Annotated in this window: 15 protein-coding genes; 3 read left to right on the top strand and 12 right to left on the bottom strand. The window is 75.4% G+C overall.

The genetic code is table 11. The features are described 5' to 3' along the window. Window positions 1-80 precede the first annotated feature (80 nt). Entirely contained in the window at window positions 81-1,214 is a 1,134-nt protein-coding gene (locus tag AC07VC_RS11805) for a glutamate--cysteine ligase (RefSeq protein WP_494675645.1), read from the top strand. 19 nt (window positions 1,215-1,233) lie between these two features. Further along, on the top strand, window positions 1,234-2,427 hold the full coding sequence (locus AC07VC_RS11800; protein ID WP_494675644.1) for a MarP family serine protease: 1,194 nt from the start codon (window positions 1,234-1,236) through the stop codon (window positions 2,425-2,427). Window positions 2,428-2,503: 76 nt separating this feature from the next. On the opposite strand, the gene AC07VC_RS11795 is transcribed toward AC07VC_RS11800, so the two are convergent. From AC07VC_RS11795 to smc, 4 genes are all read right to left on the bottom strand, one after another. Beyond that, window positions 2,504-2,881, bottom strand: a complete 378-nt coding sequence (locus AC07VC_RS11795) for a VOC family protein (protein ID WP_494675643.1) — start codon at window positions 2,879-2,881, stop codon at window positions 2,504-2,506. Between the two features lie 136 nt (window positions 2,882-3,017). Then, complete coding sequence (gene ffh, locus AC07VC_RS11790) at window positions 3,018-4,589, bottom strand: signal recognition particle protein (RefSeq protein WP_317229525.1); 1,572 nt, start codon at window positions 4,587-4,589, stop codon at window positions 3,018-3,020. Between the two features lie 47 nt (window positions 4,590-4,636). Beyond that, entirely contained in the window at window positions 4,637-5,512 is an 876-nt protein-coding gene (ftsY, locus tag AC07VC_RS11785; RefSeq protein WP_317229526.1) for a signal recognition particle-docking protein FtsY, read from the bottom strand. A 20-nt stretch (window positions 5,513-5,532) separates the two neighbouring features. Continuing rightward, complete coding sequence (smc, locus tag AC07VC_RS11780) at window positions 5,533-9,270, bottom strand: chromosome segregation protein SMC (RefSeq protein WP_494675642.1); 3,738 nt, start codon at window positions 9,268-9,270, stop codon at window positions 5,533-5,535. A 155-nt stretch (window positions 9,271-9,425) separates the two neighbouring features. Between smc and AC07VC_RS11775 the strand changes: the two genes are divergently transcribed. Next, on the top strand, window positions 9,426-10,541 hold the full coding sequence (locus tag AC07VC_RS11775; protein WP_494675641.1) for a GNAT family N-acetyltransferase: 1,116 nt from the start codon (window positions 9,426-9,428) through the stop codon (window positions 10,539-10,541). A 47-nt stretch (window positions 10,542-10,588) separates the two neighbouring features. Here AC07VC_RS11775 and mutM read toward each other — a convergent pair whose 3' ends face one another. The 8 genes from mutM to AC07VC_RS11735 are packed head-to-tail and all read right to left on the bottom strand — an operon-like array spanning window position 10,589 to window position 19,690. Beyond that, window positions 10,589-11,524, bottom strand: coding sequence for a bifunctional DNA-formamidopyrimidine glycosylase/DNA-(apurinic or apyrimidinic site) lyase (mutM, locus tag AC07VC_RS11770; protein ID WP_494675640.1), 936 nt, complete (start codon window positions 11,522-11,524; stop codon window positions 10,589-10,591). A 6-nt stretch (window positions 11,525-11,530) separates the two neighbouring features. Further along, window positions 11,531-12,247, bottom strand: coding sequence for a ribonuclease III (rnc, locus tag AC07VC_RS11765; RefSeq protein ID WP_094115619.1), 717 nt, complete (start codon window positions 12,245-12,247; stop codon window positions 11,531-11,533). Between the two features lie 25 nt (window positions 12,248-12,272). Further along, on the bottom strand, window positions 12,273-12,476 hold the full coding sequence (gene rpmF, locus AC07VC_RS11760; protein ID WP_012298174.1) for a 50S ribosomal protein L32: 204 nt from the start codon (window positions 12,474-12,476) through the stop codon (window positions 12,273-12,275). Between the two features lie 2 nt (window positions 12,477-12,478). After that, window positions 12,479-13,051, bottom strand: a complete 573-nt coding sequence (locus tag AC07VC_RS11755) for a YceD family protein (protein WP_104342915.1) — start codon at window positions 13,049-13,051, stop codon at window positions 12,479-12,481. A gap of 19 nt (window positions 13,052-13,070) precedes the next feature. Continuing rightward, window positions 13,071-13,562, bottom strand: a complete 492-nt coding sequence (gene coaD / locus AC07VC_RS11750) for a pantetheine-phosphate adenylyltransferase (protein WP_494675639.1) — start codon at window positions 13,560-13,562, stop codon at window positions 13,071-13,073. 25 nt (window positions 13,563-13,587) lie between these two features. After that, the gene (locus tag AC07VC_RS11745) at window positions 13,588-15,771 is read right to left on the bottom strand and encodes an ATP-dependent DNA helicase RecG (protein WP_494675638.1); all 2,184 of its coding nucleotides are present in this window, start codon (window positions 15,769-15,771) and stop codon (window positions 13,588-13,590) included. Then, entirely contained in the window at window positions 15,768-18,353 is a 2,586-nt protein-coding gene (locus tag AC07VC_RS11740; RefSeq protein WP_494675637.1) for a transglutaminase TgpA family protein, read from the bottom strand. Before AC07VC_RS11740 ends, AC07VC_RS11745 begins: the two co-directional genes overlap by 4 nt. Next, window positions 18,350-19,690 carry a DUF58 domain-containing protein gene (locus tag AC07VC_RS11735; protein WP_494675636.1) on the bottom strand — a complete coding sequence of 447 codons (1,341 nt, stop codon included), beginning with the start codon at window positions 19,688-19,690 and terminating at the stop codon, window positions 18,350-18,352. The genes AC07VC_RS11740 and AC07VC_RS11735 overlap by 4 nt, the downstream gene beginning before the upstream one ends. Between the last annotated feature and the right edge of the window lie 4 nt (window positions 19,691-19,694).

Genomic DNA, 19,694 nt, shown 5'->3' with positions numbered 1-19,694 from the left:
CGCCCGTCGTCGGACCCCGTGGCATGATCGGACGACACCCGGCGCATGCGCCGCCAGGACCCGTGGACGGCAGGACCCGCATGCAGATCGACTTCGCCCATCAGCCCCCGTCCCGCGTCGGGATCGAGTGGGAGCTCGCATGCGTCGACCGGGGATCCGGGGAGCTCGCGGGCGTCGCGCCCGAGATCCTCCGCTCCTTCCCGCACGACGACGCGCACCCGCACGTGACCGGGGAGTTCCTCACCAACACGGTGGAGGTCGTCAGCGCCCCGCACTCCCGGGTCGGCGACGCCGTCGACGACCTCGCCCGCCTCATCGAGCGGGTCGTCGACGTCGCCGACCCGCTCGGCATCGACCTGATGTGCGCCGGCACGCACCCCTTCAGCGTCTGGCCGGACCAGGAGGTCACGCCCGGAAACGAGCGCTACGCGACGCTCCTGGACCGCACGCGCTGGTGGGGACGGCAGATGATGATCTGGGGCGTGCACGTGCACGTCGGCATCGACGACGCGTCCAAGGCCCTCCCCATCCTCAACGCGCTGCTCGTGCACCTCCCCCGGTTCCAGGCGCTCAGCGCGTCGAGCCCGTTCTGGTCCGGGCAGGAGACGGGGTACGCGTCGAACCGCGCCCTCATGTTCCAGCAGCTGCCGACCGCGGGGCTGCCGCCGGAGATCGGCTCGTGGGCCGACTACGAGCGGCTCGTCGCCGACATGACGCACGTGGGCGTCATCGACCACCACAGCGAGCTCCGCTGGGACATCCGCCCGGCGCCCAAGTGGGGCACGCTGGAGACCCGCGTGTTCGACGGCGTCTCGACGCTCCGGGAGATCGCCTCCCTGGGCGCCCTCGTGCAGTGCCTCGTGCACGACATGTCGGCGTCGCTCGACCGCGGCGAGGAGCTGCCCCGCATGCAGCCGTGGTTCGTGCGCGAGAACAAGTGGCGCGCCGCCCGGTACGGGATGGACGCGATCATCATCCAGGACGCCGCGGGCGCGGAGGCCCTCGTGGGCGACGACACGCGCGCCCTCGTCGAGCGCCTCTCCCCCACCGCCGACGCGCTCGGCTGCGAGGCGGAGCTCCGCGGCATCCTCGACATCGTCGACCGCGGCGCGAGCTACCAGCGGCAGCTGCGCGTGGCGGAGGACAACGACGGCGCCCTGGCGCCCGTGGTCACGCACCTCGTCGAGGAGCTGCGCTCAGGTCTCGGTCGGTGACGCGGGGCACACTGTGGAGGTGAGCCCCGCCGTCGACATCGTCATCCTCGTCGTCGCCGTGCTCGCCGCCCTCGCCGGCTGGCGCCGCGGGGCGATCGTCACCATCGCGGGACTCGTCGGCATCGTCCTCGGCGTCGCGCTGGCGCTCGCGATCACGCCCGCGTTCCTGGCGCTCCTCGACGAGTTCGGGGTCGCGGACGGGATCCAGCGCACCTTCGCCGCGGCGCTCCTCATGCTCGTCACGACGTCCCTCGTCAGCGGGATCCTCGCGCAGATCGCGAGCGTCCTCACCCGCCTCCTCCGACCGCGCGGCGCCGCCCGGGGGCTCGACCGGGGCGTCGGCGCCGTCGCGGGACTCGCCGCGTGGGCCGTGTCCGTCTGGTTCATCGGGGGCTTCCTCGGCTCCAGCGGCGTGATCCCCGCGGTGCAGCTGGCGTCGTCGTCGCGCATCGTGGCGGCCCTCGACCGGGTCAGCCCGATCTCGAGCGGGACGGCGCTCTCCGCCCTCGACGACGCCCTGCACGACGTCGGCTACCCGCGGGTGTTCGCCAACGGCGAGGAGTCCATCGCCGACACCGCGGCACCCGACGAGGACGTCCCCGAGGCCGTGCGCCAGGCCGCGTCCAGCGTGGTGAAGATCCTGTCCTCCGCGCCCGCGTGCGGCACGTCGTCGTCCGGCAGCGGCTGGGTCGTGCAGGGCGAACGGGTCGTCACCAACGCGCACGTCGTCACCGGGTCGGACGAGGTCCTCGTGCAGCAGGGTGGAACCGGGGAGCTGCTGCCGGCCCGGCTCGTGGCATTCGATCCCGCGCGCGACGTCGCGATCCTCGCCGTGCCGGGCCTCGCCGCGGCGCCGCTCGCGCTCGGCGAGGAGCTCGCGGCCGCGGACGAGGCCGTCGTCGCCGGCTACCCCGGCGGCGGGCCGTACCAGGCGACCGGGGCGCGCATCCGCGAGGTGGTGGAGGCGATCGGCACCGACATCCAGCACGAGCAGCCCGTGACGCGCGAGGTGTACTCCGTGCGCGGCACCGTGCGCCCCGGTGACTCCGGCGGCGCCCTCCTCGACGTGCAGGGCCGCGTCGTCGGACTGCTGTTCGCGACCTCGACCGTCGACGCGCAGACCGGCTACGCGATGACGCTGGACGAGATCGCGCCCGTGCTGCAGCAGGCGGGCGCGAGCTCCCCCGTCGACTCCGGCCGCTGCGCGGTGTGACCGCCGGACGGCGCCGTGCCGTGCGCGGCCCGGGTGGCGGGCCGCTCGCGGCGGTGCGCGCTCCGGCCGCCGGGCGTCACGCCTCGAGGACGGACAGGACGTTGCCCGCCGGGTCGCGGAACCAGGCGATGTCGGGCCCGTTCCCGCGCATGATGCCCCGCGCGTCCGTCGGCATGTCCGGGTAGATGGCCGTCGCGACGCCGCGGCCGTTGAGCTCGACCACCGCCTCCTCCACGTCGTCGACGGCGAGGTTGAGCACCGTGAACGTGGCGGGCATGTGCCCGGGCTTCGGGTAGACGAGGACGCGGGCGCCGGAGCCCGGCAGCACCAGGCGGATCATGCCCATCTCGGGCACCTCCTCGACCTCGAGGCCGAGCGTGCCGCGGTAGAACGCGAGCGCCGCGGGGACGTCGTCGACGCTGAATCCGCTGAAGGCGGTGACGGGTGCGAACACTGCGGGCTCCTCACGCTGGACCGCGACGGGCGCCGCGGTGCTGACCCCACGGTGGCACGCGCGCGGCGCCGCGTCGAGGGGGACGACGGAGGGCCCCTCCGCATGCGCGGGAGGGGCCCTCCGGGTCAGCCGGGGATCAGCGGCCGAGGAACTTCTGCAGCGACGCCAGCTCCTCCTCGCTGGGCGCGCCGTCGGCGCCGCCCGCCCGCTTCCCCGCGAGGCCGAAGCCGGAGCCCGCGGGGGCGGCGGGCCCGCCGATGCGCTGGCCGGACGCGAGCGCCGCGTTCTCCTGCGCGCGCTTGGCGGGGTTGCCCGACTTCGAGCCCTTCTTCTTCTGCTGCACGGGCTTCCGGCTCGAGTGCGCGCCGGGCATCGGGCCCATGCCGGGGATCTGGGGCATGCCGCCGCGGGCGACGGTCCGCATCATCTTGGAGGCCTGCTCGAAGCGCTGCACGAGGCCGTTGACGTCCGTCACGGTCATGCCGGAACCGCGGGCGATCCGCAGCCGGCGGGAGCCGTTCAGGAGCTTCGGGTTCTGGCGCTCGGCCTTCGTCATCGACTGGATGATCGCCTCGGTGCGGACGATCTCCTTCTCGTCGAAGCTCTCCAGCTGCTCCTTCATGGCGCCCATGCCGGGGAGCATGCCCATCATCTTCTTGATGGACCCCTTCCCCCGCAGCTGCTGCATCTGCTTGAGGAAGTCCTCGAGGGTGAAGCTGTCGCTCGCGAGCTTCGCGGCGACCTCCATGGCCTCCTCCTCGTCGAAGGCCTGCTGGGCCTGCTCGATGAGGGTGAGGATGTCGCCGAGGTCCAGGATGCGGCTCGCCATGCGGTCCGGGTGGAAGGGCTCGAAGTCGTCGAGGCCCTCGCCCGTGGAGGCGAACATGATGGGACGGCCCGTCACGGAGGCGACCGACAGGGCCGCGCCGCCGCGCGCGTCGCCGTCGAGCTTGGAGAGCACGACGCCCGTGAAGTCGACGCCGTCCTGGAAGGCCTTCGCGGTCGCGACCGCGTCCTGGCCGATCATGGCGTCGATGACGAAGAGGACCTCGTCGGGGTCGGTGGCCTTGCGGATGTCCGCGGCCTGCCTCATCAGCTCCTGGTCGACGCCGAGGCGGCCGGCCGTGTCGATGATGACGACGCTGTACTGCTTGTCGGCCGCGTGCTTCATGGCGTCCTTGGCGACGCGCACGGGGTTGCCGCGGCCGTTGCCGGGCTCCGGGGCGAAGACGGGGACCCCCGCCTGCTCGCCGACGACCTGCAGCTGCTGGACGGCGTTGGGGCGCTGGAGGTCGGCCGCGACGAGCATCGGCGTGTGGCCGTCCTTCGCGAGCCACTTGCCGAGCTTGCCCGCCAGGGTGGTCTTGCCCGCGCCCTGGAGGCCGGCGAGCATGATGACCGTCGGCGGGCGCTTGGCGAACTGGATGCGCCGCTGCTGGCCGCCGAGGATGCCGACGAGCTCCTCGTTGACGATCTGCACGACCTGCTGGGCGGGGTTCAGCGCCTGGCTGACCTCGCCGCCGAGGGCGCGCTCGCGGACGGACGCGGTGAACGCCTTGACGACGTCGAGCGCGACGTCGGCCTCGAGCAGCGCGCGGCGGATCTCGCGGACGGTGCCGTCGACGTCCGCGGCGCTGAGCTTGCCCTTGCCGCGCAGGTTCTTGAAGGTCTCGGCGAGGCGGTCCGAGAGTGTTCCGAAGGTAGCCATGGTGGTCCCAGCTTAACCGGCGCCGGGCGCGCGCCGGTCCCCTCGGGTCAGCCGACCAGGTTCTGCGCGAACACGTGGGGCGTGAATCCGGTGAGGTCGCCGATGCCCTCGCCCTGGCCGATGAGCTTGATGGGGATGCCCGTGCGCTCCTGCACGTTGAGGATGAAGCCGCCCTTGGCGGATCCGTCGAGCTTCGTGATCACGAGTCCCGTCACGCCGCCGTGCTCGATGAACGCCTGCGCCTGCGCGAGCCCGTTCTGACCCGTCGTGGCGTCGAGGACGAGCAGCACCTCCGCGATCGGCGACTGCTTCTCCACGACCCGGCGGATCTTCGACAGCTCGTCCATGAGCCCGCCCTTGGTGTGCAGGCGGCCGGCGGTGTCGATGATGACCATCTCGGTGCCGGTGCGCATCGCGTGCTCGACCGTCTGGAAGGCGACGCTCGCCGGGTCCTGCCCGGGCTGCTGCGGGCGCACGATGTCGGCGCCGGCGCGCTCGGCCCAGGTGGCCAGCTGGTCCACGGCGGCCGCGCGGAAAGTGTCGGCCGCGCCGACGACCACGGTGCGGCCGTAGTTCCGGAGGAACTTCGCGAACTTGCCGATGGTCGTGGTCTTGCCGACGCCGTTGACGCCGACCACCAGGATCACGGCGGGGCGCGCGCTGAGCTTCAGCGTCGGGTCGTGCTTCGCCAGGCGCTCCTCGATGGACTCGCGGAGCATGCGCTGCAGGTCGCGCGGGTCCGTGGTGCGGTAGCGGTCGACCTTCTCGTGGAGGTCCTCGATGGTCGCCTCGGTGATGTCGGGCCCGAAGTCCGCCGTGATGAGCGCCGTCTCCAGGTCGTCCCACGTGGTCTCGTCGATGGTGGGCTTCGCGAACATGCCGCGGAGCGCGCCGGAGAGGGACCAGGGGGTGCGGGCTGCCATGTGCCCAGCGTAGCCGCGCGTCAGGACGCGGCCGGCTCCGGGCGGGCGGCCTCCGCTCCCGCGGGTGCGGCGGGCTCCCCGGTCCCGGAGGGGGTCACGGCGGGCGCATCCCGGCTGACCCGCTGGCCCACGACCGCGCTCACGCCGTCCTGCCGCATGGAGACGCCGTAGAGCGCGTCGGCGATCTCCATCGTGCGCTTCTGGTGGGTGATGACGATGAGCTGCGACGTGTCGCGGAGCTGCTCGAGGATCGTGAGGAGACGGCCGAGGTTCGCGTCGTCGAGCGCCGCCTCCACCTCGTCCATGATGTAGAACGGGCTGGGCCGCGCGGTGAAGATCGCGATGAGCAGGGCCACGGCCGCGAGCGAGCGCTCCCCGCCGGAGAGCAGCGACAGGCGCTCGATGCGCTTGCCCGCGGGGCGGACGCTCACCTCGATGCCCGTCGTCAGGAGCTGGTCGGGGTCCGTGAGGTGGATGCTGCCCGTGCCGCCCGGGAAGAGGATCGGGAAGACGCGGTCGAACGCCTGGCGCGTGTCCTCGAAGGCGTCGGCGAACACGCCCTGCATGGTGCGGTCGATGTCGTCGATGATCGTGAGGAGGTCGGCCCGCGTCGCCTGGAGGTCGGCGAGCTGCTCGGTGAGGAAGAGGTGGCGCTGCTCCAGCGCGGCGAACTCCTCCAGCGCCAGCGGATTGACGCGACCGAGCTGCGCGAGCCGGCGCTCGGCCTCCGCGAGGCGCGCGCGCTGCTCGTCCCGGTCGAAGGGGCGGGTGGGACCGGGCGGGTCGTCGTGGTCGGCGGGGACGTCGGCGGCGTCGTCCGCGGCGTCGGCGTGTGCCTCGGCGACCGCGGCGTCGGCTCCCGAGGCCGCATCGGCGTCCGCATCCTCGGCGCGCGCCCGCCGGCGCGGCGGGAGGGGCGCCTCCTCGGGCACCGGCACGTCCGGCCCGTACTCGGCGACCAGCACCTCCTCCCCGAGGCCCAGCTCGCTCGCGGCGCGCTCGAGCAGCTGGGACACCTGCAGGCGCTTCTCGTAGATCTGCAGCTCCAGGCCGTGCACGTCCTCGGTGATCCCGTGGAGGCGCGCCCGCAGGTCCGCCTCCTCGCGGCGGAGCGCGGCGAGCTCGGCGTTCCGGCCGGAGCGGGCCTCCTCGGCGCGCGCGAGGACGAGCCGCGCCTCCGTCGTGCTGCGGTCGGCGGCGCGCACGACGGCGGGCAGGGCCTCGGCCACGGAGGCCGCCCGGGCGATCTGCCGCCGTCGGACCACCTGGCGGCGCGCCGCCTCCTCGGCGGCGGCCCGCTCCGCGGCGAGCCGGCGCTCGAGGGCGACCGTGCGCTCCTGCTCCGCGCGGACGCGCTCGCGCGCGGTCTCGACCTGCAGCCGGGCCTCGATCTCCGCCTCGCGGGCGGCCTCCCACTCGGCGACGAGGGCGTCGCGGCCGCTGGCGTCGAGGACCGGCCGCGGGCGGGACCGGGCCTCGTCGAGCGCACGGCGCGCGGCGTCGGACGCGGCGACGGCCTCGTCGACGGACGCGCTCGCTAGGTCGAGCCCCCGCTGCACGCGCGCGAGCTCCGCGGCGGCGGACTCGGCCTGCGCGCGGGAGCGGCTGAGGCGCTCGGCGTGGGCGGCGAGGCGCGCGTCCGCCTCGCGCAGGCCGCCGAGGGCGGCGGCGGCGCGCTCCCGAGCGGCGCGGAGGCGCTCCCGCCCGGCCGCGAGATCCACCTGCAGGTCGTCGATGCGGGCCCGGACGTCCGTCAGCGTCGTCGCGGCGGCCTCGCGGACGGCGACGAGCTCGAGCTTGGAGCGCGTGGCGCCGGATCCTCCGCGCAGCACGTCCGCGGACACGACGTCCCCGCCGCGCGTGATCACGGTGGCGGGCCCGTCGGGCGACCGGATGAGCGCCACCGCCCGGGCCAGGTCGTCCACGACCACGACGCCCGCGAGGATCCGCCGGACCCCGTCGGGCGCGTCGACGACCGAGGCGATCGCGACGGCGGCGCCGCCCGCCGGATCGCCTTCCGCGCCGTCGGGCTCGGACGCGGCGTCCGCGGATGCGGCACCGCCCGCGACCACGACCTCGACGCGTCCGAGGTCGTCGTCGACGGCACGGCGGAGGGCCGCCACGGCGTCGTCGTGGGTCTCGGCGAGCACGGCGTCGGCGAGCGTCCCGAGCGCCGCGGCGACGGCGGCCTCGAAGCCCGGCCGCACGTGCACGTGCTCGGCGAGGAGCCCGCGGACGCCGGGGAGGCCGGCGGCGGCGAGGTCGCTCGACCCGTCGCGCTGGTCGAGCGCGCTCGCGAGGGCCTGCTCCCGGGCGGACAGGGCGTCCCGCTCCCGCTCGCGGGCGTGCAGCTCCTCGCGCACGGCCTCGATCGCCGACTCCTCGCTCGCGACGTCGGCCTGCGCGTCCTCGTAGGCGCGCGTGAGCTCGGATCCGCCCTGCTCGTCGGCCTCGCCCTCGGCCTCCCCGCGCTCGCGCTCGGCCTCTGCGGCCTGCAGCCGGGAACGCGCGGCGTCGAGCGCGTTCTGCTGCCGGAGGACCTCCCCGCGGACGGCGGCGAGGCGGGAGCCCGCGGTCTCGGCGCGGCCCTGGAGGCCCGCGATCTCGAGGTCGTGGCGGGAGACCAGCGCGCTCTGCGCCTGGATCTCCTCGTCGAGGGCGTCGAGCGCCTGGCGTCCCGCCGCGGTCGCCTGCCGCGCGGACGCCCAGGCCGCCTCCGCGACCGCGATGAGGGCGACGAGCCGCTCGGCCTCGTCGCGCGACTCCTGCACATGGGCGGGCGTGGTGCCCGCGGCGGCCTCGGGGGCGTCGTCCGCGGATCCGAGGAGCGCGAGCCGCTGCTGGGCGAGCGACAGCAGGCTGCGCAGCCGCTCCTGGACCTGCTCCAGGGCGAACGCCGTGCGGCGCGCGGCGTCCACCTCGTCGCCCTCCTGCTCCTCGACGATGCGCTCGGAGCGGAGCACGGCCCGGTCGAGCCGCTCCTGGAGGACCATCCGCTCGGTCGTGCGCTCCTCCTCGGTGCGCGTGTGCTCCGCGAGGGCCCGGCGGAGGCCCACGACCTCGTCCGCGACCAGCCGCGCCCGGGCGTCCCGCACGACCGCGGCGACCGTCTGCGCCTGGCGGGCCACCTCGGCCTGCCGCCCGAGCGGCTTCAGCTGGCGGCGGATCTCCCCCGCCAGGTCGCTGAGGCGCGTGAGGTTCGCCTGCATGCCCTCGAGCTTCCGGAGCGTGCGCTCCTTGCGGCGGCGGTGCTTGAGGATCCCCGCGGCCTCCTCGATGAAGCCGCGCCGCTCCTCGGGGGTGGCACGCAGCACGTTGTCGAGCCGGCCCTGGCCGACGATGACGTGCATCTCGCGGCCGAGGCCGGAGTCGCTGAGGAGCTCCTGCACGTCGAGGAGGCGGCAGGACGTGCCGTTGATCGCGTACTCGCTGCCGCCGTTGCGGAACAGGGTGCGCCGGATCGCGACCTCGGTGTAGTCGATGGGGAGCGCGCCGTCGGCGTTGTCGATCGTGAGCGTGACCTCGGCCCGGCCGAGCGGCCCGCGCGTGGAGGTGCCGGCGAAGATGACGTCCTCCATCTTGCCGCCGCGGAGGGTCTTGGCGCCCTGCTCGCCCATCACCCAGGCGAGGGCGTCGACGACGTTGGACTTGCCGGATCCGTTGGGGCCGACGACGCAGGTCACGCCCGTCTCGAACCGGAACGTGGTCGGCTGCGCGAACGACTTGAACCCCTTGAGGGTCAGGCTCTTCAGGTGCACGCCCGTCGCCCTCCTCGCGTGGTGGTCCCGATCACGGTACCGGACGGGCCGGACGCGGCAGGGAGCCGCGCGCGGGCGGCGTCCGGTCGCGCGCCGCCGCTAACGTGGTGGGGCGCCGGCCGCCGAGGACGCGCGCGCCGACGAGGGAGCCGACCATGCCGCACGACGCCGCCCCGCCCTCCACGGTCGACGAGGTCCGCCCGCCGTCCGCTCCGGGCGCCGCCGGGTGGGACGGGTTCGTGGCGCTCACCGACGTGGTCAACCGCGCCCAGTCCCACGACCTCGGGCACGATGCGTTCGTCTGGCTGCCGGAGGAGCTGATCCCCGACTACGCCGACGTCGCCCACGTCCGGAAGCGCCTGCTCGCCGCGCGGGTGGACGGCCGGATCGTCGGCCGCGGGCTCCTCTCCACCTGGCTCAACGACCCGACCACCTCCGACGTCGCCGTGTCCGTGCTCCCCGAGCACCGGCGGCGCGGGATCGGCCGGGAGCTCCGGGAGCGCGTGGAGCGGATCGCCGTGGACGCGGGCTGCCGGACGCTCACGGCCTTCACGATGCACCGCGCGGAGGCGGACGGGTCCCCCATCCCCTCGCCCACCGGGGTCGGCGCGGTCGGGGCGGACGACCCGTCGTCGCGCTTCGCGGTCGACGCCGGCTACCGCCTCGGCCAGACCGCGCGAACGAGCGCGCTCGACACGCGGGAGGCCGCGCCGACGCTCGCCGCACGCCTCTCCGACGCTCGCCGCGCCGCGGGCGACGGCTACCGCGTGCTCTCCTGGGTCGACGCGACCCCGGAGCACCTGCTCGACGACCTCGCCGTGCTGCACACGCGCATGTCGACGGACACGCCGGCGGGCGACCTCCCGCAGGAGGAGGACCCGTGGGACCCCGACCGGATCCGGGACGCCGAGGCCCGACGCGCGGCCGCGGGCCGCACGGGTCTCACGACCGCGGTCGAGCACGTGGCCACGGGGCGCCTCGTGGGCTTCACCGAGATCGCCGTCTCCCCCAGCGGGCGGCGCTCCGACGGCCACGCCTACACCTACCAGCAGGACACGCTCGTGCTGGCCGAGCACCGCGGCCACCGCCTCGGCATGCTCCTCAAGGTCGAGAACCTGCGTCACCTGGCACGTGAGGCGCCCGAGGTCGACCGCGTCGTCACCTGGAACGCCGACGAGAACCGGCCGATGCTCGCGGTGAACGAGGCCCTCGGCTTCCGGCACGTCGCCACGAGCGGCAGCTGGCTGCGCGCCGTCGACGACGCGCGCTGACGGCACGTCGTGCCGCGAGGGCGTCCCTCGCGTGTCGCCCGAGCCGCTCAGGCGGCGGCGACGTCCGGGTCGGGCAGGGCCTGGCAGCGCGGGCAGAGGTGCGAGCCGCGGTTCATGAACGCCTCGCGGACGATCGGCGTGCCGCAGCGGGGGCACGGCCTCCCCTGCTGCCCGTAGGCGTTGAGGCTGTGCGAGAAGTAGCCGGACGCTCCGTTCACGTTGACGTACTGCGCGTCGAAGCTCGTGCCGCCCTCGGCCAGGGCCCGCGCGAGCACGTGCCGCACCTCGGCGAGGAGCCGCAGCGCGCGGCCGCGCCCCAGGGCGTCCGTGGGGTGGGCGTAGTGGATCCGGGCGGCCCACAGGGCCTCGTCGGCGTAGATGTTGCCGATCCCGCTCACCAGGGTCTGGTCCAGGAGCGCCCGCTTGATGCCGGTGCGCCGCCGGGCCAGCCGCGACAGCAGCAACTCGTCGTCGAAGGCCGCGTCGAGCGGGTCGCGGGCGATGTGCGCGACCTGCGTCGGCACGAGAGCGGCGTCCGAGCCCCGTCCGCCGGCACGCCCGTCGGGCGTCGCGACGAGCCGGTCCACGGCCATGGACCCGAAGATCCGCTGGTCGACGAACGCGACGACGAGCTCGCCGTGCGCCGGGTGCTCGATGCCCATGCGGATGCGGAGGAGCCCGTCGGGGTCGGATCCGGGCTCGCGGAGGAGCACCTGCCCGCTCATGCCGAGGTGGGTCACGAGGGCGCGAGGACCCGTCGCGTCGCGTCCGGCGTCGGGCTCCAGCGGCAGCCACATGAACTTGCCCCGGCGGACGGCGGAGGTGATGACCCGGTCGACGAGGAGGTCGACGAACGCGCCCTCGAGCGGGTCGTGGCGCTTGAGGGAGCGGGCGTCGAGGATCTCGACGCCGGTGATGCGGGCGCCGGACACGGCCGGCGCGAGGCCGGCGCGGACGACCTCGACCTCGGGGAGCTCGGGCACCGCGGGTCAGGCCGTGGTGCGCGCCTCGAGGCGCGTCCACGCCTCGAGCGCGGCCGTCATCTCGGCCTGCTTCTTGCTGGATCCCTCGCCCGTGGTGCGCACGGCCTCGCCGACGGAGACGACGGCGTGGAACCGCTTGCTGTGGTCGGGACCGCTGTCGCTCACGTCGTAGACGGGCGCGGGAAGGCCCTGGCGCGCGGCGGACTCCTGCAGCGCCGTCTTCGGGTCCATGGCGGCGCCGAAGCGCGCCGGGTCCTCCAGGAGGGGCGCGACGAGGCGCAGCACGAGGCCGGTGGCGGCCTCTCCCCCGGCGTCGAGGTAGCAGGCGCCGATGATGGCCTCGACCGTGTCGGCGAGGATCGACGACTTGGCCCGGCCGCCCGTCAGCTCCTCGCCCCGGCCGAGCAGCAGGTGCTCGCCCAGGCCGATGCCGGTGGCGACCTCCGCGAGGGCGACGCTCGAGACGAGGCTGGCGCGCCGCTTGGCGAGCTCGCCCTCGTCGAGGTCGGGGTTCTCGAGGTAGAGCATGACCGTGACGGCCTGCCCGAGGATGGAGTCGCCGAGGAACTCGAGGCGCTCGTTGTGCGGGATGCCGCCGTGCTCGTACGCGTACGAGCGGTGGGTGAGCGCGAGCTCGAGGAGCTCGGGGCTCACGTCCACGGCGAGGAGGCGCCGGAGCGCGTCGCGGTCGCCGTGGACGCGGGATCCCGTGGTGCCGGTCATGTCCGACGTCCCGTGCGGGCGTCGACTAGACGTCGGCGACCTTGCGGCCCTTGTACTCCATGTACAGGGGCGTGCCGGCGGCGTCCTCGATCACGCGCGCACGGTGCGGCATGGAGTAGACGACCTTGCCGTTCTCGATGGTCTTGACGAGCGTGGGAGCCTCGGCCTTCCACTGCGAGCGGCGCGCGCGCGTGTTGGATCGGGACATCTTCCTCTTGGGTACGGCCATGACTAACTCTCATCTCTCTGCGTTTCGGTGTCGGCGCCTTCACGCGCCGCACCGCTGTCTTCGGAAGCTCGGAAGCCGGACAGGGCTGCCCAGCGCTGATCGATCTCGGGCTCCGGGTCGGAGTCCGCGAGGACCAGGCTGATGCCGGGACCCAGATCGAGATCGAGGTCCTCGCCCGGCACTTCGGGCTGGAACGGCAGTGACAGCACGACCGCATCCCGGATGACCGGCTCCAGGTCCACGTGCTCGTCCTGGACCTGGTAGTCGAAGGCTTCATCACGAGAGTACGCGAACATCTCCGCGAAATCGACCTGGACACGCTCCTGCATGTCGGCGAGGGTGCGCGCGGACTGGCCGTCGGCCACCGTGTCGACCTCCCCCGTGGCGAGAATCCCGTCGTGGAGGGACTCGAGGCGGACGTGCACGCGCATCTCGCGGCCCGCGGGGACGGCGATGAGGCCCTCCCCCATGCGCTCGGGGAGGTCGATGGTCAGGTCGAGCTCGCGCATCTCGCCGGGGCGATGGACGATGTCGTGGACGTGCACCGTGAATGGGGTCTTCTGGAACCTGGACACCCGTACACGGTACAGGTCGTCAGCCGGTGCGTCGGACGGCCAGCGCCTCCGCGACGGCCGCCGGCACGTAGGAGGCGACGTCGCCCCCGAGCGCCTCGACCTGCCGCACGAGCGAGCTCGACACGTGGGCGTGCGCGGGATCCGGGAGCAGCAGCACGGTCTCGACGTCCGCGAGGTCGCGGTTGACGAGGGCCATCGGCGTCTCGTACGTCACGTCGAGCTGCGAGCGGACGCCCTTGACGAGCACGGTCGCGCCGATGCGCCGGCAGTAGTCGACGAGGAGGCCCGCGCCCCAGGAGTCGACCCGCACCGTGGCCGGGAGCCCGGCGTCCCGGATCACGCGCTCGAGGAGGGCCACGCGCTCCGCGAGCGGCAGCATCGGCGTCTTGCCGGGGTTGTGCACCACGAGGACGACGAGCTCGTCGTAGAGGCGGGCCGCCCGCCGCACGATGTCGAGGTGGCCGAGCGTGACGGGGTCGAACGATCCGGGGACGACGGCGATCCGCTGCATCCCGCCAGCCTACGGCCGGGTCCGGTCAGTTCTTGTCGAGGAAGGCGCGCTCCTCGTCGTCGAGCCGGCGGGCGAGCGCCCGGGCGAGCGCGGGGTGCCCGTCGAGCGTCGGCGACGCCTCCAGCACGTCGTGGGCGTGCTCCCGCGCGGACTCGATGAGGTCGCCGTCCTGCGCCACGCGCAGCAGCCGGAGCGACGAGCGGCCGCCGGACTGGTTCGTGCCGAGCACGTTCCCCTCCCGGCGCAGCTCGAGGTCGACGCGCGCGAGCTCGAAGCCGTCGAGGGTCGCGGCGACCGCGTCCACGCGCTCCCGCGCCACGGTCTCCGGCTCCGCGTGGGTGACCATGAGGCAGAGGCCCGGGACGCCGCCGCGACCGACGCGGCCGCGCAGCTGGTGCAGCTGCGAGACGCCGAAGCGGTCCGCGTCGAGGATCACCATCGTCGAGGCGTTCGGGACGTCCACGCCCACCTCGATGACGGTCGTGGCGACGATCAGGTCGATGTCGCCCGCGGAGAAGGCGCGCATGACGCGGTCCTTCTCCTCCCCGGGCATGCGGCCGTGGAGGACGGCGCGCCGGACGGACCCGAGCCGGGGATGGGCGGCGAGGAGCGCGTCGACCTCGGTGACGGTGGCGAGGGCGGGCCGCGACGGCGCGTCGTCTGCGCCCTCGGCGGCGTCCTCGTCCTCCGCGTCGGGATCCTGCGGGTCGATGGCGGGGCACACGACGAACGCCTGGCGCCCCGCCTGGATCTCCTCGGCGGTGCGCTCCCAGACCCGCTCGATCCAGGCCGGGTGCTCGTGCAGCGGCACGACGAACGACGCGATGGGCTGGCGGCCGCTCGGCAGCTCCGCGATGGTCGACACGTCGAGGTCGCCGAACACCGTCATCGCGACCGTGCGCGGGATGGGGGTGGCGGTCAGCACCAGGACGTGCGGCGGGGTGCCGCCCTTCCGGCGCAGCGCCTCCCGCTGGTCGACGCCGAAGCGGTGCTGCTCGTCGACCACCACGAGCCCCAGGTCGAGGAACTCCACGCGGTCGCCGAGGAGCGCGTGCGTGCCGACGACGATGCGCGCCTGGCCGCTGACGATGCGCAGCAGGGCGCGCTTCCGCTCGACCACGGGGAGCTGTCCGGTCAGGAGCGTCGGCATGAGCTCCGCCGCGAGGTCCGGCCCGAGCGACGCGGTCAGCGAGCGGAGGTGCTGGCTCGCGAGGACCTCGGTGGGCGCCAGCAGCGCCGACTGCCCGCCCGAGTCGGCGACCGCGAGCATCGCCCGGAGCGCCACCAGGGTCTTGCCGGAGCCGACCTCGCCCTGCACGAGGCGGTTCATGGGCCAGGTGCGCGCCATGTCCGCGGCGACCTCCTCGCCGACGAGGCGCTGGTCGCCCGTGAGCTCGAAGGGCAGCTGCGCATCGAGCCGGGCGAGCCGGCCGTCGGGGACGGGGACCCGCGGGGTGGCGGGGAGGGCGCGGGCCGCCTGACGCCGCTGGAGCAGGGCGGTCTGCAGGACGAACGCCTCCTGGAAGCGGAGCGCGTCCCGGCCGCGCCGCCAGTCGACGTCCCGCTCCGGCCGGTGCACGCCCTCGAGCGCCGCGCGGAACGGGAGGAGGCCCCGCTCGGCGCGGACGTCCGCCGGGACGGGGTCCTCCAGGTCGTCGATCGCGTCGAGCGCGAGCGCCACCGACTTCGCGACCTGCCAGCTCGCCATCGAGGCCGTGGCGGGGTAGATCGGGATCGGCATCTCGGCCCACCGCCGCGCGGCCGCGTCGGGCTCCCCGCCCGACAGCTCCGGGCCCTCGTGCGCGTCGAAGAGCTCGTAGTCCGGGTGCGCGAGCTGGAGCGCGCCGCGGTAGTCGCTGACCTTGCCGGCGAAGATCCCGCGGACGCCCGGCACCAGGTCCTTCGCGCGCCACGCCTGGTTGAAGAAGGTGAGGGTGAGGAAGCCGCGGCCGTCGGTGATCCGCACCTCGAGGATGCTGCCGCGTCGCGCCCGCATGGGCCGCTCCCGGACCTCGCGCACCTCCGCGACGATGGTCGCCTGCTGGTCGACCGGCAGCTCCGCGAGGGCGGTCAGCTCCCCGCGGCGGGCGTAGCGGCGCGGCAGGTGCTCGAGGAGGTCGGCGACCGTGCGCAGCCCGAAGGCCTTCTGGAGCACCCCGGCGGTGCGGCCGCCCACGACGCCCGCGAGCGCGGCGTCGGATCCCGTCATCCCTCGAGTGTACGAGGGGCGTCCGACGCCGCCGGCCCGGCGGGCGTCCCGGCGGGCGTCCCGGCGGACGTCCCGGCGGACGTCCCGGCGGACGGGTCGGCCGGCCCGTCGCCGTCGACCCGGGGGCGTCGCCGCACCAGCGAACGCGGGGCGGCGACCGCGAGCACGCGGTCGAGGCGGCCCGCGCGGGCCCGCAGCGCGTCGGCCAGCGCGACGAGCGCCGCCGCCTGGCCCGCGCCGGCGACCGCGTCGACGGGGGCGTCGGCGCGGGCGAAGCGCTCCCGCTCGCGGACGCCGACGAGGAGCGCGACGGGGTCGGCGAGCGACGGGTCGTCGGCTGCCAGGCGGTGACCGAGCGCGCGCGGCGACTCCGTGTCCCGGATCCGGACGCCCAGGTCGACCGCGGAGTCCTCGGCCTCGCGCCAGGCGGTGCCCGCGGGCGCGTCGCCGGCCGCGAGCGCCCGCAGCCGCCCGGCACGGCGCGCGCGGCGCACGAGGGCCGGCACCGCGAGCAGGGCGAGCGCGAGGATCACGAGGGCCGCCGTGCCGAGGGCCGCCCAGGGGATGCGGACGGCGGTCGCGCCGCTCGCGCCGGGGGCGGCGGACGAGGTGGGGGCCGGCGTGGCGGACGGCGTGGGCTCCGCCGCCTGGCTCGGGGTCGCCGACGGCGTGGGCGCGGTGGTCGGCGCCGCCGAGGGCTGGGCGTAGGGAGCGGCCTGGCCGCGCCCGGGGGTCGGCTCGAAGGCGATCCAGCCGACGCCCGAGAAGTACAGCTCCGGCCACGAGTGCAGGTCATGGGATCCGACCCGGTACGTCACCTGGTCGCCGTCGCGCCCGACCTCGTCCCCCGGCAGGTAGCCCACGGCGACGCGCGACGGGATGCCCGCCTCCCGGGCCATGATCGCCATCGCCGACGCGAAGTGCACGCAGTAGCCCGAGCGCGCCTGGAGGAACTCCCCCACGACGTCCACGCCGCTGCCGTCGTAGCCCTGCTCGACGGGCGCCTCCTCCGAGTAGCGGAACAGGCCGCCGGTGAAGAAGTCCTGGAGCGCGATCGCCTGGTCGAAGGGCGAGGCGATCCCATCGAGCACGTCGGCCGTCGTCGCGGCCACGACGTCCGGGGTCCCCGTGGGGATGTCGAGGTACGGCCGGAGGTCGCCGTCGGTCGCCGCGGGGACGGCCGCCAGCTGCTCCGGCGTGGGGCGCGGGAGCTCCGACCGCACCGTGTAGCTCTGGTCGCGGCTGTCCGAGTCGGACGAGCGGATCGCCAGGCCCTGCTCCGACCAGCGCCACGAGCCCTCGAGCCCGTCGACGCTCCGGGGCGCGTAGGGCGCCGGCAGCCAGGCGCTCGACGAGCCCTCCACCTGCACCCGCGTGTCGACCTCCTCGACGGGCACGTCGGATCCGGCGCCGAGGTCCGGACCGATCGCGTCGACCGTGTTGCCGTCGGGCGGGCGCAGCGGCGACGGCGCCCACTCCTCCCCCTCGAAGCGCGACAGCGTCGTGACCTTGAAGTAGAGGGGCGTCTCCGTCGCCGTCGTGTAGCGCAGGGCCTCCACGTCGACGGGACGGCGGAGGTCGTCGCCGAGGTCGAGGATCGGGTTGACGACGCGCGAGCCGCCCTGCCCGGATCCGGTCGCCGTGGGGAAGGTCGCCGACGTGAGCCCCGGGACGACGGCGGGGGCCACGAGCGAGATGACGACCGCGCCGGCCGCGAGGGCGCCCGCCGAGACGAGCGCGGCCCGCGCGGAGCCGGGCGGGTGCCCGGCCCCCGGTCGTCGGCGCACGGGCGGCGGGGTCGGCCCCGAGCCGCCGAGGAGCCCGGACCCGCGCCAGCCGCCCTCCCGGTCCGCCGCGCGCGCGTCGGCGGCGAGCACGGCGAACCACGCGAGCGCGGTGACCGCGAACGACGCGACCGAGAACTCCCCCGCCAGGACGGCGCCGGGGACGGACACGAGGACCAGCAGGGGCAGGCCGGTTACCGCGGGCAGGCGGAGCGCGTGCGCGAGGACGTCGAGGACGACCGCGAGCGCCCCCACGGAGGCCACGATGACGAAGACGATGGAGGCGAGCGGCGGGACCGGCGCCGACCGCCGGTAGATCTCGTCCCCGGCCTGCTCGCCGACGGCGAGGAGCGTGCGCAGCGTCTCGGGCGTCGGCACGACGCCCAGCACGGCCGTGCGGCCGGCGAAGACCAGCGTGACGAGGAGCACCAGGACGACGAGCGCGCCCGCGGAGGCGAGCAGGCACGGGACGCCGACGGCGCGCAGGAGCGCCGCGGAGCCGAGGACGGCCGCGACGACGAGGATGCAGAGCACGAACCAGGCGCCGGGCTCCACGAGGATGTGGAGGCTGGCGGCACCCGCGAGGAGGGCCACGCCCAGCGCGGCGGTGAGCGGCCAGCGTGCGGCGCCGCGACCCGTGCCGCGTCCGAGTCCGCCGCTCCCGGGCGCTCCGCCGCGGCCGCCGCCCGTGCCGCGGGGGCGCCGGACGGGACCGCCGGCGCGTTCGCCGGGGAGCGGGCGGGGCTCGACGCCCCACGACTGCCGGCCGCCGAGGCCGACGGAGTCGAGGTCGGTCATCGCGCCATCTCCTCGGTGCGGCCGGCGCGCCAGGCGTCGGCGGGGCGCGTGGCCTCGTCGAGGACGACCGTGTGCCAGCCGGCGTCGCGGAGGATCCGCTGCGCCTCGGCATCGTCGCGGCCGCCGACGCGGCCGGTCACGGCGAGGAAGGCGACCGCGGGACGGCACGCCGCGCCCAGCCCCGCCAGCCGGTGCGCCTCGTGCGCGTCGAGGTGACCGAGGACCGCGTGCACCGGGACGGCGCGACGGCTCCGACGGAGGTCGGACAGGACCTCCTGAACGCCGTCGCGATCGGGGTCGACGGCCGCCGGGCGGACCTCGGCGAGGTGGAGCAGGAGATCCCCCTCCGCGGCGGAGTCGCCGGGCGGGAGGTCGCCGGGGCCCGCGGATCCGCCCGCCGTCTCGACCAGCTGCACCGCGTAGCCGCCGCGCTGCAGGTGCACGCCGATCGACGCGGCGAACGCCACCGCGCGCTCGAAGGCGCGGTCGCCGTCGACGTCCGCGTCGGGATCCGCGTCCACGGCCGGGTGCAGGGGGAAGCCCGCCGTCCGGGTGTCGAGCAGCACGAGCGACCGGGGGCTCGAGCGCTGCTCCTCCTGCCGCACCATGAGCTCGCCGTGTCGCGCGGTCGCGCGCCAGTGGACGCGGCGGAGCGGGTCGCCCGCCCGGTACTCGCGCGTGCCGAGGTCGTCCTCGCCGCCGTCGGCGCGGCGCTGCACCCGCTCGGACTCGCCCTCGGAGGACACCTGGCCGCCGGGCTCGGCCTCGAGGTCCGCGATGCGCGGCGTGACGACGAGCCGGGTCGTGCCGCCCCCGACGTGCCGGAGGACCATCAGGCGGAAGGGGTCGTGCTCCTCGACCGCGAGCGGTCCCACCTCGTGGAGGCCGCGGCGCTCGGGCGTCAGGTCGTACCGGAGGACCGGACGCGCCGACGACCGGCGGGACCCGCGGGCGAGCCCCCGCAGGGACGGCAGCTCGGCCGGCGGGGTGGCGCCGTCGGGGCCGGGCACGAGGTCGACGGCCCAGGCGCGCGGCATCGGCAGGGGGCCGACGTTCGCCACGGAGACCGTCACGGTGGTCGGGGTGCCCGACTCGACGACGTCGGCGGTGAACGTGCGCTCGACGTGCAGGCGCACCCGGGCGACGACGAGCCAGACCGCCGCCAGCAGCGGGAGGGCGAGGAGCGCGACGCCGATGAACACGAACTCGCGCCGGCCCGCGATGAAGGCGCCCGCGAAGGCGGCGACGCCCGCGGCGAGCAGGGCGATCCCGCGGAGGGTCGGGTGCGGGACGGCCTCGATGCCGATCCGGCGCATCAGGCGCGCGAGGGGCGGCACGGGG

This window comes from Clavibacter sp. GW821-FHT01D01 (assembly GCF_059422605.1).
Note: the sequence above shows the minus strand (reverse complement) of the source record. Positions and strands in the feature narration are given on the sequence as shown.